Raw genomic sequence first — 13,068 nt, forward strand, 5'->3', positions numbered from 1 at the left:
CTGTTATTCAGCTACGATCGCTAAAGCATCATTTACGAGCTGAGCTTGTTGTTTTGCATGCAAATATGGTGAACCGCACGCTGGCGCAGCTGAAGCTGGACGGCCTGCGAAGCTAATACGTACTTGTTTACCTAATTTCATCACATCATCATATAAACGAGGCGCGATGAATAACCAAGCACCTTGGTTTTTCGGTTCTTCTTGAGCCCAAACAATTTCAGTCACGTTTGGATAAGAAGCAAATACTTCAGCAATACGCTGTTCTGGGTACGGATACAATTGTTCAATACGCACAATTGCAGTGTTCGTTAATTCTTGCTCACGACGTTTTTCAAGCAAATCGTAGTAAACCTTACCACCACAAAGCACCAGACGTGTTACATCCGCTTTGTTGATTTGATCAATTTCATCAATCACAGTTTGGAATCGACCTGTTGCGAGTTCTTCCAAAGTAGACGTTGCAAGCTTATGACGAAGCAATGATTTCGGAGAAGTGATAATCATTGGTTTACGAATTGGACGAACCGCTTGACGACGCATTGCATGGTAAATCTGTGCAGGTGTAGTCGGTGTAATCACTTGCATGTTGTCTTCTGCACAAAGCTGTAAGAAACGCTCTAAACGTGCAGATGAATGCTCTGGACCTTGACCTTCATAACCGTGTGGAAGCAATAATGTTAAGCCACAAACACGTTCCCATTTGGTTTCACCCGATGAGATAAATTGGTCAATCACCACTTGCGCACAGTTTGCGAAGTCACCAAATTGTGCTTCCCAAATGATCAAGCTTTTCGGTAAAGTCGTTGAATAACCGTATTCGAAGGCCAACACTGCCATTTCTGACAAGAGTGAGTCATAAATTGCAGTACGTGGTTGATTTTCTTTCAAGTTACATAATGGAATGTAAGTTGAACCATCAACTTGGTTATGCAGTTTTGCATGACGATGTGAGAATGTACCACGACCAACGTCTTCACCCGTTAAACGGAATAAGTAACCTTCATCCAAAACAGTTGCATAAGCTAAAGTTTCAGCAGCACCCCAGTTTAATGGAATTTCGCCAGTTTGCATTTTAAGACGGTCGTCAATCACTTTAGAAACTTGACGTTGCATGACAAAGCCTTCTGGAAGCTCGCGCATTTTTGCGCCAAGTTCTTTCAAGCGTTCAATTGGGTAAGATGTATCCCAATCGTCTGTATAGTCATGACCTAAATACGGTGCCCAATCTACAAACATTTTAGTATTTGGTTCAAGGACTAAAGCATTTGCAACATGTTTGCCTGCTTCAAGGTCTGAACGGTACTGTTCAACCATTTGGTCTGCAGCAGCACGGTCAAGCACACCCTCTTGTACCAATTGATCAGCATAAAGCGTACGTGTAGTCGCTTTTTTGTTAATCACTTGATACATCATTGGTTGTGTTGCAGCTGGCTCATCTGCTTCGTTATGGCCACGACGACGGTAACAGAACATGTCAATCACAACGTCTTTACGGAACGTATGACGGAAATCATGTGCCAATTGAGCAATAAACATCACAGCTTCAGGATTATCACCATTTACATGGAAGATTGGTGCCTGAATCATTTTTGCAATGTCGGTACAGTATTCTGTAGAACGTGCATCGCGTGGATCAGATGTTGTAAAACCAACTTGGTTGTTTACCACAATATGCACAGTACCACCCACGGTATAACCGCGAGTTTGTGACATTTGGAAGGTTTCTTGGTTTACACCTTGGCCCGAAAATGCAGCATCACCATGTACAATCACTGGTAATACGTCATCACCGCCGATATCTTTACGACGAACTTGACGTGCACGAACAGAACCTTCAACAACTGGCCCAACAATTTCTAAATGCGATGGGTTAAATGCCAATGCCAAGTGAACTTCGCCACCTGGAGTCATTACATTTGAAGAAAAACCTTGGTGGTACTTAACGTCACCAGAACCTTTCTTATGAATTGATTTACCTTCAAACTCACCAAATAAATCAGCAGGGTTTTTACCCATAATGTTTACAAGTAAATTTAAACGGCCACGGTGAGGCATACCAATGACAACTTCTTTACAGCCCACAGTACCTGCGCGCTGAATAAGCTCATTCACCATAGGAATGAATGATTCGCCACCTTCTACACCAAAACGTTTTGCACCAACGAATTTATTACCTAAATATTTCTCAAGGCCTTCAGCTGCAGTCAAACGTTCTAAAACATGTTTTTTCTGTTCTGCATTGAAACCAAATTGACCACGTGCACCTTCAAGGCGTTGCTGAATCCAACGTTTCTCTTTGGTGTCTACAATGTGCATGTATTCAACGCCAATAGAAGAACAATAAATTTCTTCCATGGCCTTAACCATTTCACCTAATGTAGCTTCAGACTTACCAATCGCCAAGTTGCCTGTATTAAACGGTGTGTCTAAATCAGACTGCGTTAAACCATGCGTTGCAAGATCTAAATCAGGCACGATTTCACGCTTAGCCAAACCTAATGGATCAAGCTTTGCTTTTTGATGACCACGGTTACGGTAAGCAGCAATGAGTTGTAACACGCCAATTTGACGTTGACCGTGCTCTGAACTTACTGCACTTTGCACAACAGCTTGAACACGATTTGAATTACGACCCAATAATAGGAATTGCTCACGTACATTGCTGTGTGGTTGATCACCTTTAGGGAATTTATCGAAGTATGCACACCAGTCAGCTTCTACTGAGTCTGGAGCTATCAAATACTGCTCATAAAGTTCTTCAATATACGCTGCACTGTCAGCGGAAAGTTCAGTGTCAAGACGCAGTGCGTCAGCAACTTCTTGCATTTGTGGACCCATTTCCTATTGCAAAAACATTTCAGGATGCTTTTTAAGCGAACCCATGATTAATAACGTCAAATTGGTAATATGACATTAGTCCCCATTAGGCGTCAGCCATGAGGCGCGTTATCACTACATTAGGATTTCCCAATGTGATCAATGAACAATAAGGCCCCTCAGCGGCACCATTACTCATTATTATACCTAGCCAAAACCAGGCAATTTTTTGCAAATCGTCTTAGAAAAAATAATTCAAGCGCCTTACTTTGTCTAAATCGACTTTCATTACATGTATAGATTGCCTAGAAAACCTTAAATGTTGAAAATATGTACATTCTCATCACCCAAATTTCACCTACAGGAATGCCGTAAATGCTAACACGTTCTGCTATTTTCAATTGATTTTTTTGACACATACCTTCCATAAATTAGCGAAATACAATATCAATATTTTCCTCTAACCTATGGTGCTGTATAAAAAAGTATCTTTCAATTTAGACAAAGGTCTAAACTGACAAAAACCCTTTACACCAAAGAGAGCATTCTCTCTTTCTAACAACCAACAGACGTTATATGATAACATTTTCACCGTCTATTGACAGGGCAAAAGGTCAACTTGCAACAATTATTAACCAGCCAACTTCTATTTCTTAAAATTAATACTTAATTCATCCATCAAAAACCCAAACAACATTCAATAGTTGATTTTCTCCACCACATCTCACTGCGAAACAACCATTACTTATAAAAACTTGGCAAGCCACCTGCCCCACTTAAAAATGAATCAGATATAAAAAAAGCGCACCCGAAGATGCGCTTTTTTCTGTCAAGCAGATTAACCTGCGTGATCAAACATCATACTACGGATGTGACCAATTGCTTTTGTCGGGTTCAAACCTTTAGGGCAAACAGACACACAGTTCATGATGCCTTTACAACGGAACAAAGAGAATGGGTCATCAAGACGAGCCAAACGCTCTTGAGTTGCTGTATCACGCGAATCAATAATGAAACGGTATGCATTCAACAATGCTGATGGACCTAAGAATTTATCCGGATTCCACCAGAACGATGGGCATGCAGTTGAACAACATGCACACAGGATACATTCATACAAACCATCTAAGTGTTCACGCTCTTCTGGAGACTGTAAACGCTCTTTTGCTGGCGCTGGTTGGTTATTGATCAAGAATGGATGAATTTTGTCATACTGATCGTAAAACTGATTCATATCCACAATTAAGTCTTTTACAACAGGTAAACCAGGTAAAGGACGAACTGTAATCACTTCAGGTAAATCGTTTAGGTTCCAAAGACACGCTAAACCATTTTTACCATTGATGTTTACACCATCAGAACCACAAATACCTTCGCGGCATGAACGACGGAACGTTAACGTTTCATCCTCTACTTTCAACGCAAGAAGCGCATCAAGCAACATACGATGCTTATCCGTCAATTCAAGCTTGAACGTTTGCATGTATGGTGCTTTATCCTTATCAGGATCGTAGCGGTAGATATTAAATGTACGAATGCCTCTACTCATCTTACTTCTCCCAATTAGAATGTACGTGGTTTAGGTGGAATTGCATCAACCGATAACGGTTTGTAGCGCACAGGTTTATACTCTAGACGGTTGTCTGAAGAGAACCATAACGTGTGTTTCATCCACTCATCATCACGACGACCGTAAGAGTAAGTTGGGTGATCAGGTGGTAATTCAAAATCTACCACTGTATGTGCACCACGACATTCTTTACGAGCTGCTGCAGAGATTAACGTTGCTTTTGCAACTTCATACAAGTTTTCAACTTCTAATGCTTCAACACGTGCTGTATTGAACACTTTAGATTTGTCTTTCAAATGAATGTTACGTACGCGAGGTTCGATTGCAAGAATCTGTTTCACACCTTCATCAAGAAGCGCAGATGTACGGAATACACCAGCATGGTCTTGAACGATGTCACGGATTGCATCTGCAACTTCTTGTGCATTTTCACCTGATGTTGAGTCATCTAGTAACGCAACACGCTTGTAGGTGCTTTCAAGTACAGTTGTTGGAAGCGGTTGATACTCATCACCATGATGTTTAGTCACATAGTCGATGATGTGTTCGCCAGCAGCTTTACCAAATACAACCAAGTCAAGCAGTGAGTTTGTACCTAAACGGTTTGCACCATGTACAGACACGCAAGAACATTCACCAATGGCATAAAAACCTTTAATTGGTTTGGTATAGTTGCGGTCGCCACCGTTTGTAGAATAAACATCTGACGCTGGGCTATAACCCGCTTCAAAGTTTGTATCTGCAACACCTTCAGGAACAACAACTTGGCCATGAATATTCGTCGGAATACCACCCATTTGATAATGGATTGTTGGTACTACTGGAATTGGCTCTTTGGTAATATCCACGTTTGCGAATTTTTTACCAATTTCAAATACAGATGGTAAACGCTTCATGATGGTTTCGGCACCTAAGTGCGTCATATCAAGCAAGATGTAGTCTTTTTTCGGACCACAACCACGACCTTCTTTAATTTCTTGGTCCATAGAACGTGATACGAAGTCACGCGGTGCCAAGTCTTTCAAAGTTGGTGCATAGCGTTCCATGAACGGCTCACCCGAATCGTTACGAAGGATTGCACCTTCACCACGACAACCTTCGGTTAACAATACGCCTGCGCCCGCTACACCCGTTGGGTGGAACTGCCAGAATTCCATATCTTGTAATGGAATACCTGCACGAGCAGCCATACCAAGACCGTCACCAGTATTGATATAAGCATTGGTAGATGCACGGTAAACACGACCCGCACCACCTGTTGCGAACAATGTCGCTTTACCTTGGAATACTGCAATTTTACCCGTTTCTTGGTCAATTGCTGTAACACCGAGCACGTCGCCTGCTTCGTTACGAATTAAATCAAGTGCGATCCATTCTACGAAGAATTGAGTACCCATTTTCACGTTACTTTGATAAAGCGTATGAAGAAGCGCGTGACCTGTACGGTCAGCAGCAGCACATGCACGTGGAACCGCTTTTTCACCGTAGTTTGCAGAGTGACCGCCGAATGGGCGTTGGTAAATCGTACCATCTGCGTTACGGTCAAAAGGCATACCCAAGTGTTCTAATTCATAAACCACTTGAGGTGCTTCACGACACATAAATTCAATCGCGTCTTGGTCACCTAACCAATCCGAACCTTTAACTGTGTCATAAAAATGGTAGTGCCAATTATCTTCTTGCATATTACCAAGAGATGCACCAATACCACCTTGCGCAGCAACAGTATGTGAACGTGTTGGGAAAACTTTAGTCAGAACAGCAACTTTCAAACCAGCTTGAGCAAGTTGGTACGAAGCACGCATACCTGAACCACCACCACCTACGATAACTGCATCGAAAGTTTGGTGCGGAATATTTGTGTAATCTTCTTTAGGGGATATAGCGCCCATGATATTTTCCTATCAATTTGCCCAAAAAATCTGGATCGCCCAGATTGCGTATGCAAATACAGCAATAATCACTGCTGAAGTCAGCACCAAGCGTAAACCTGAAGCAACAGGACCCATTGCGCGAGTCGTCACATAATCTGTGAAAACTTGCCACATACCGATCCATGCATGCGCAACTAGAGATAAGACTGCCAACAAAGATAAAATCTTCATTGGTAATGTCATCATAAAGCCATACCACTGTTCAAAGTTAAATCCGCCATTACAAAGGATCCAACCAAATACCACAACGGTATAAACAGCTAATACCACAGCACTCAAACGCTGGATAAACCAATCGCGAGAACCTGAACCCGAAAAACCAGTAGCACTTTTCATTAGAGTACGATCCATACAAATGCTGCAACAATACCGATTGCAGACAAAATTAATGCGATAGTAGATGCTACTCGGCCACTTTGCAGTTCTTCGGCAATCCCTTGGTCAGCAAGTAAATGCTTAATACCTGCAATAAAGTGGAAAATTAAGCCAGCTACAAATACCCATACGACAAAGCGCACAATGAAGCCACCAAGGATTGCTTGAACTTGAGCAAAACCTTCTGGTGAAGACAATGATTTGTCTAAAAGCCACAAAAGTACCGGTACGAGTAAAAATACGATGACACCAGAAAGACGGTGTAGAATTGATGCAATAGCCACAGGGGATTTTAAGTTTACTTCTAAAACTTGACCCATGGACAAATTGACAGGTCTGTTGCTTTTCACAGCGGGCATCCTGTAAGTAAAAACTCCATCCGGAGTTTGTTGGAATTAATTCGAAGGAAAGCTGGCATTGTCCGACCAATATATACCAAAAATAGTGGTCAAACGTTTAACGACACTGAATTATAAAACGTGAACTATCAAAATACAAACAATGGCATTTGCTTAATATCACAAAAAAGCCTTAAATAAGAATCATTAACAACAATATTGCGCTTCACAAGACAAAAAAACTCTATCAAAAATAGACTATGTTATTGGTTTTACAATATTAAATTAAAATGTGCTGAATGGTTTTTCGTATTAGAATGTTTTTTTAAAATTTAGACTAAAGATGAACAAAGACAACCCTTTAAATCCCTTTTTATTTTATAACCGCATAGAATATTTACCAATCTCTTATTTAAAAAATAAATGTTCAGTATTTATTTAAAATAATAATTATTTAATATCATGAAGCGAAATAAACACTTAGTTTGTGCATAACTTTCTTAAACATGAAAAACCTGCATAGATAAACAGCAAAAATCACCATTCAACAACCAACACAGATTAAAAAACAATCAAAACCCACACCTCAATGAGTCATTTTTTAACCAAACAGACTTTTAAACAACAGGGACTTATCGCTTTTTAATATGAATAAGAATACATCACTCACAAAAGCCAAAGCACTGTAAGTTACGAAATTTATAACAATTTAAGCAACAAACCCTCTTAGTATCTGCTAGGCACTCATAGGTTTTATCAATTAAAAATTGCTTACAATTGAAGCAGCAAAGCATCCCCCTACTGCACCTAGTGAACAATTTAACTTATTATACTGATCCGGTGCTGTGATTTTATTCAGTTTTTACCGGAATAATTTTCGACTCCACATCTGTGTAAAAGTCACTTTATCCATAAGTATAATTGACAAAATTTCAGTTCTCTCTAATCTTAGAGCAAATTTTTGATCCGTCTGATTCGTGTATTAAAAGATTAGCACTGCGAGTCAGAAAAACATTCACCAGGACAGGAGATCTATTGCATGTCTGAAGCAACTGGCAAGAAAGCCGTTTTACAGCTTGATGGCAAAGAAATTGACTTACCAATTTACAGCGGCACATTGGGCCCAGATGTAATCGACGTTAAAGATGTATTGGCCGCAGGTCACTTCACTTTTGATCCTGGTTTTATGGCTACTGCAGCATGCGAGTCTAAAATCACTTTCATTGACGGCAACAAAGGTGTTCTTTTACACCGTGGTTACCCAATTGACCAGTTAGCGACTAAAGCAGATTACTTAGAAACTTGCTATTTATTGCTAAATGGCGAGCTTCCTACTCCTGAACAAAAAGAAGAGTTTGATGCTAAAGTTCGTAACCACACCATGGTTCACGATCAAGTTAGCCGTTTCTTCAACGGTTTCCGCCGTGATGCTCACCCAATGGCGATTATGGTTGGTGTAGTTGGTGCGCTTTCTGCGTTCTATCACAACAACTTAGACATTGAAAATGTTGATCACCGTGAAATTACAGCAATTCGTTTAATTGCTAAAGTTCCTACGCTTGCTGCGTGGAGCTACAAATATACTGTTGGCCAACCATTCATGTATCCGCGTAACGACTTAAGCTACGCTGAAAACTTCTTGTACATGATGTTTGCTACACCTGCAGACAAAGACTACAAAGTTAACCCTATTCTTGCAAAAGCAATGGATCGTATCTTTACGCTTCATGCTGACCATGAACAAAATGCGTCAACGTCTACAGTACGTTTAGCTGGTTCTACTGGCGCTAACCCTTATGCATGTATCGCTGCTGGTATCTCTGCACTTTGGGGCCCTGCTCACGGTGGCGCGAACGAAGCTGTTCTTAAGATGCTTGATGAAATCGGCACTGTAGAAAACGTTGCTGGCTTCATGGAAAAAGTGAAAACTAAAGAAGTTAAACTGATGGGCTTCGGTCATCGTGTTTACAAAAACTTCGATCCACGTGCAAAAGTAATGAAAGAGACTTGCGACGAAGTGCTTAGCGCGCTTGGTATCAACGATCCTCAACTTGCGCTTGCAATGGAACTTGAACGCATTGCGTTGTCTGATGAATACTTCATCAAACGTAACCTATATCCTAACGTAGACTTCTACTCAGGTATCATCCTTAAAGCGATTGGTATCCCAACAGAAATGTTTACTGTTATTTTCGCGCTTGCACGTACTGTTGGTTGGATCAGCCACTGGTTAGAAATGCACAGCGGTCCTTACAAAATCGGCCGTCCTCGTCAGCTTTACACTGGCGAAACGCAGCGCGATATCCAAGGTCGTTAATTCGAAAGAATGATCCGATATAAAAAAACCGCCTTTATGGCGGTTTTTTTATATCTCAAATTTTCATCAAAACTCTAAATCATAATCTTTTAAATTGAGTTGTTTTAAGCGACTTTTTAATGTAGCTAAAGACCATGGCCAAGCAGCAAAATTTTTGCCATTTTCATCTAAATAATAACTTTTACAACCGCCACTGTTAAATACTGTGGTCTGTAAATGCTTTTGCACTTGCTCATTGTGTTGTTTGATGACTTTGGGTTTCACATTAAACTTGGTAAATTGATACTCTTTCATCTGTAAAAGACCACTTACAATATAGTCGACCTGTGCTTCTGCAATTCCAATAAATGAATCGTATACCAAAATACTCGGGCCCAAAATTAAAAATGCATTCGGCACATCTGCAATACTTGCCCCTAAATAAGCTTCTGGAGAACTATTTTTCCACAGCTCCGACAGCAACTGTCCTTTGTTATTACGCACTCGCTTACCAATAGGTGGATGCGACACTTCAAAGCCTGTCCCCCAAATAATCACATCCACCTCATGTTGCTGACCATTCGATGCAATGAGTGTATTGCCCTGTACCTCCACCAAACCATGTGGAATTAAGTCTGTATTTGACTGTTGTAGTGCAGGATAATAATTATTGGCAAATAATAAACGCTTACAACCTATATCAAAATTGGGCGTGACCGCTTCACGTAATACGTGATCTTGAATCTGTAGTTTTAAAAGCTGTTTCCCCAAGAAATTAATGGGTGCTAAAGCCTGAGGATGACGTAAACCGAAATTTATCCCATTCAATATTTGCGCGACCGTACCGCGCCATAACCTTTGAATCTGTGGAAATTGCGTAATCAAACTTTTTGCTGAACTGTTGAGTGTCATATCTGCTTTTGGCAACACCCACGGTGCTGTGCGCTGAAAGACATAAAGTTGTTTTACCAAGGGCTGAATTTGTGGCACAAACTGAATTGCCGATGCACCTGTACCAATGACAGCCACTCGCTTACCTGTTAAATCATAGTCATGATTCCAACGTGCAGAATGAAATATTTCACCCTGAAAGCTTTCAATACCTTTGAGTTTTGGCATTGAAGGTTCAGTAATTGGCCCAGTGCCAAACACCACGGTTTTAGCCCAAAAATCCCCTTGAGATGTCTGAAGCTTCCAACACTGTTGCTTTTCTTGCCATGTGGCATCGAGTAATTCATGGTTCAGAAGAATTTTTTCTTGTAGTTGAAATATCTGCACAACTTTTTCAAGATAATTGAGAATTTCAGGTTGTTTAGCAAACAGATTGCTCCACTCATAACTTGGCGCAAAAGAAAACGAATACAGCGCAGAGGGCACATCACATCCACAGCCCGGATAGGTATTTTCACGCCATGTGCCACCAACGCGACTGGCTTTTTCTAACACGACATAATGATCATAGCCAACTTGCTGTAACTTATGTGCGGTCGCAATACCCGATATCCCTGCACCAACCACAATTGTGTCATAGGTTTTTGTTTTAGCAGATAATATACATCTTCTTTTTGCTGTTCTGTCGCTTTAGCACGACGCTTAGCAATGGTTTTTTTTACAGAGGTTTTTTCTGTCGTTTTAGACCCTGTATCTGATAAATTTTCGGTATCTAATGAAGTCGGCATATTCATCATGAAGCCCCCACTTTTTTAATATAAGTATTAAATAAGGGATATCCAACGCCCAATAACTTAGCATACAGTTGTGGCGAAATTCGTTTCATCCACCAAAATAATTTAGCATCAGGCTGCGGTATAGTGTACAGCTTGTTGGCATCAAGCTGATTGAGCGTTTTTTTTGCCACTTGATCACTATCGATAAAAGCATGATTCATCAGTAATTGATCCGCCAAACCTGAATAACTTTTCGGTAAGCGTCCATTTTTCATAATATTGGTTGGCACCAATGTCGGACACAACACATTGACACGAATATTGGCACTGCGTAATTCAGCCGATAGTGTTTCAGACAAAGCCAACACACTGGCTTTGGTCACGTTATATGCAGTCATTTCAGGCGCAGCAGTAAAACCCGCAGCCGAAGCTACATTAATTATAGCGCCAAAACCTTGCTGTTTAAATTGAGGCACAAAATAGTGGCAACCATGAATGACTCCCCAAAGGTTGACATGCATACACCATTGCCAATCCTCTAAACTCACTTCATCAAATTTCCCACCCAAACCCACACCTGCATTATTAATCAGCAAGGTCACAGGATGACCCAATAGTTGCTCTGCCTGTTCCGCCAAAGCCTTCACATCCTCCTTCAGCCCTACATCACATTGCACGGCGTAAGCATTCGATGAGGTAAGTGATTGAATTAGGTTGACCGTTTCTTGCGCTGTTTCAAGATGAATATCGGCACAAACCACCGTGCCTCCACGACGTGCTAATTCCATTGCAAAACTACGGCCAATTCCACTACCCGCGCCTGTAACGACAGCATACGCTTGCTGACTGGGTGCAATTTTCTTAGAAAAAAATCCCATAACTAATCCTCTTTTATTTTTATACTTTTAGTGTAGGTGTAAATTCTTTAACAAAATAAGGGGCAAGCACGCCATTATCTGCATTTAATAAGCGTTCTTTGTAATAGGCTAAAAAATCAGAAGTATCGTAATCATTCGGATGAAAACTTGGACGTAAATAATCAAAAATATGTTTCCAACTACTGCCATATACGCCATCTTTCAAACCGAAAATCAGCTGAAAACTACGGGGCATATCTTTCCAATATTGCCAACGAATTAAATTTTTAGGTTCTCGGTAAAATGGCACCAATAGCGATGCCGCTGAAATCAGCACTAAAATGGTGATTAAGGCAGGAAAAAAACCTGCTATACGTAGCGCATAATTATTCGAAAGATTTTGGAAGACATCATAAGCAATATCTTTATGTTCTGATTCTTCCAACATGTGCCACATCCAAATAGCGCGTTGCTTTTCATCTTGTGAGCTAAAAAATACCTGCTCATGATTCATCATGTATTCAGCCAATACGGCTGTAAAATGCTCAATACCAGCCATTAAGGACAACTTCATTGGTTGTGGTAAACGATTAAAACCATAGTCAAACACCCATCCTGCCAAAGTCCTAAACAGCTTTACGGGCAAGTCTTTTTCCATGTAGGCATCATTGAGTTCTTCATGCAGTTTGGAATGTAGCGCTTCCTGACCAATCAGTGAGCTTACACGTTGTTTTAAGCGCGCATCTTGAAGTAAATCACGATGATAACGTGCTGTATCAATCACCAAATCTTCACCATAGGTCAAAAAAATGGATAATGAGGCAAAATAAGCACTGGCAAGCTCAGCATTCATATAAAATTTGGGATCAATCTTTGCCGACTCAAAATCAAAATTCATGTGGCGAATAGGAATAATGGAAGATTGCTTTTGCGCATCGAACTGCGAAAGCGCAAACACCTTGTTGAATGTTTTTTTTATGGGGTGAATGAATTGCATAGCTTTTACTCTTTTTAGGTTCGCATCCACTTTGCGAAAAATAGACTACCCAAGCGCTCTTGCGACTCAGAGTGATCTTAAAAAAGTAATCCATGCCTGAATCATTGCCATTTGCAAAAAGGGTCTTTGAATTGGCAAATACTACCGACACTAAAAATTGTCTTACAAAACATCCGATAACTACGCACAATATGCCAGATTCATATCAATGCGGGTC

Annotated in this window: 10 protein-coding genes; 1 reads left to right on the top strand and 9 read right to left on the bottom strand. The window is 40.6% G+C overall.

Features of this window, described 5'->3' with window-relative positions; genetic code table 11:
* Positions 1–3: 3 nt before the first annotated feature.
* The 5 genes from BBP83_RS11545 to sdhC all read right to left on the bottom strand — a co-directional run bounded on the left by BBP83_RS11545 (position 4) and on the right by sdhC (position 7,055).
* The gene (locus tag BBP83_RS11545; protein WP_068889022.1) at positions 4–2,826 is read right to left on the bottom strand and encodes a 2-oxoglutarate dehydrogenase E1 component; all 2,823 of its coding nucleotides are present in this window, start codon (positions 2,824–2,826) and stop codon (positions 4–6) included.
* Between the two features lie 829 nt (positions 2,827–3,655).
* On the bottom strand, positions 3,656–4,366 hold the full coding sequence (locus BBP83_RS11550; protein ID WP_068888697.1) for a succinate dehydrogenase iron-sulfur subunit: 711 nt from the start codon (positions 4,364–4,366) through the stop codon (positions 3,656–3,658).
* A 14-nt stretch (positions 4,367–4,380) separates the two neighbouring features.
* The gene (gene sdhA / locus BBP83_RS11555; protein WP_068888699.1) at positions 4,381–6,279 is read right to left on the bottom strand and encodes a succinate dehydrogenase flavoprotein subunit; all 1,899 of its coding nucleotides are present in this window, start codon (positions 6,277–6,279) and stop codon (positions 4,381–4,383) included.
* 12 nt (positions 6,280–6,291) lie between these two features.
* Positions 6,292–6,657: a succinate dehydrogenase, hydrophobic membrane anchor protein gene (sdhD, locus tag BBP83_RS11560; protein ID WP_068888701.1), complete on the bottom strand. Its 366-nt coding sequence runs from the start codon at positions 6,655–6,657 to the stop codon at positions 6,292–6,294.
* A complete protein-coding gene (gene sdhC, locus BBP83_RS11565) occupies positions 6,657–7,055 on the bottom strand; it encodes a succinate dehydrogenase, cytochrome b556 subunit (protein WP_078055440.1) in 399 nt (132 codons plus the stop codon). Before sdhC ends, sdhD begins: the two co-directional genes overlap by 1 nt.
* A 1,018-nt stretch (positions 7,056–8,073) precedes the next feature.
* Between sdhC and gltA the strand changes: the two genes are divergently transcribed.
* Complete coding sequence (gltA, locus tag BBP83_RS11570; RefSeq protein ID WP_068888705.1) at positions 8,074–9,351, top strand: citrate synthase; 1,278 nt, start codon at positions 8,074–8,076, stop codon at positions 9,349–9,351.
* A gap of 66 nt (positions 9,352–9,417) precedes the next feature.
* On the opposite strand, the gene BBP83_RS11575 is transcribed toward gltA, so the two are convergent.
* Genes BBP83_RS11575 through BBP83_RS11585 form a run of 4 tightly spaced genes read right to left on the bottom strand, consistent with a single transcriptional unit; the run spans position 9,418 to position 12,851 of the window.
* Positions 9,418–10,884, bottom strand: coding sequence for a flavin-containing monooxygenase (locus BBP83_RS11575; RefSeq protein ID WP_068888707.1), 1,467 nt, complete (start codon positions 10,882–10,884; stop codon positions 9,418–9,420).
* Positions 10,770–11,018, bottom strand: coding sequence for a hypothetical protein (locus tag BBP83_RS15210; protein ID WP_141689982.1), 249 nt, complete (start codon positions 11,016–11,018; stop codon positions 10,770–10,772). The genes BBP83_RS11575 and BBP83_RS15210 overlap by 115 nt, the downstream gene beginning before the upstream one ends.
* Entirely contained in the window at positions 11,015–11,875 is an 861-nt protein-coding gene (locus BBP83_RS11580; protein WP_068888709.1) for an SDR family NAD(P)-dependent oxidoreductase, read from the bottom strand. Before BBP83_RS11580 ends, BBP83_RS15210 begins: the two co-directional genes overlap by 4 nt.
* Before the next feature lie 19 nt (positions 11,876–11,894).
* Positions 11,895–12,851, bottom strand: a complete 957-nt coding sequence (locus BBP83_RS11585) for a metal-dependent hydrolase (protein ID WP_068888711.1) — start codon at positions 12,849–12,851, stop codon at positions 11,895–11,897.
* Positions 12,852–13,068: the final 217 nt, after the last annotated feature.

The organism is Acinetobacter celticus (assembly GCF_001707755.1).
GTDB classification, from domain to species: domain Bacteria; phylum Pseudomonadota; class Gammaproteobacteria; order Pseudomonadales; family Moraxellaceae; genus Acinetobacter; species Acinetobacter celticus.

Coding starts and splice junctions, on each gene's coding strand:
- BBP83_RS11545 (WP_068889022.1), bottom strand. CDS start 2,826: ATGCAAGAAGTTGCTGACGCACTGCGTCTTGACACTGAACTTTCCGCT.
- BBP83_RS11550 (WP_068888697.1), bottom strand. CDS start 4,366: ATGAGTAGAGGCATTCGTACATTTAATATCTACCGCTACGATCCTGAT.
- sdhA (WP_068888699.1), bottom strand. CDS start 6,279: ATGGGCGCTATATCCCCTAAAGAAGATTACACAAATATTCCGCACCAA.
- sdhD (WP_068888701.1), bottom strand. CDS start 6,657: ATGAAAAGTGCTACTGGTTTTTCGGGTTCAGGTTCTCGCGATTGGTTT.
- sdhC (WP_078055440.1), bottom strand. CDS start 7,055: ATGCCCGCTGTGAAAAGCAACAGACCTGTCAATTTGTCCATGGGTCAA.
- gltA (WP_068888705.1), top strand. CDS start 8,074: ATGTCTGAAGCAACTGGCAAGAAAGCCGTTTTACAGCTTGATGGCAAA.
- BBP83_RS15210 (WP_141689982.1), bottom strand. CDS start 11,018: ATGATGAATATGCCGACTTCATTAGATACCGAAAATTTATCAGATACA.
- BBP83_RS11580 (WP_068888709.1), bottom strand. CDS start 11,875: ATGGGATTTTTTTCTAAGAAAATTGCACCCAGTCAGCAAGCGTATGCT.
- BBP83_RS11585 (WP_068888711.1), bottom strand. CDS start 12,851: ATGCAATTCATTCACCCCATAAAAAAAACATTCAACAAGGTGTTTGCG.